Consider the following 501-nt stretch of genomic DNA (forward strand, 5'->3'; position numbering starts at 1 on the left):
CCAAATTGCCAGAAATAGTTTCAGACGGCCTTAAATGTCAGAGGCCGTCTGAACATAATGAACACAATACAGAAGAAATTTTATGTCTAAACAAAAAGCTCCTTTTTTTAAACGTCTGAGCCGACTTTGCTGTTTGGCAGCTTGGTTATTCAGAACCGGCCGGGATTTGCGTGCCATTGATGGCAACAATGCAGAGGAACGCAATCACGCTGTGGTTGTTTTGGGAAAAGGTGCGTTGGATGCTTTGGATATCGAATTGGAAATCGGCGTACCGCCTCAAGGAAATGTGAGTGGTACTTTGGTGGTGGCCAATCATGTATCTTGGTTGGATATTTTTGCCATGAGTGCCGTTTATCCGAGCAGTTTTATTGCGAAACAGGAAATCAGCGGTTGGCCGGTTTTGGGGAAAATGGGTAAAAATGCCGGTACGGTGTTTATCAACCGCAATTCCCGCCGTGATGTCGAGCCGATTAATCAGGCGATTTGTGCGGCATTGAAAGC

General features: G+C 45.7%; 1 protein-coding gene. It reads left to right on the plus strand.

The features are described 5' to 3' along the window. Positions 1-82: 82 nt before the first annotated feature. Positions 83-501: 1-acyl-sn-glycerol-3-phosphate acyltransferase (locus ACTHS3_RS16810; protein WP_440368617.1), on the plus strand; the 419-nt coding region annotated here is incomplete at its 3' end.

It is taken from the genome of Neisseria sp. P0009.S007 (assembly GCF_051962515.1).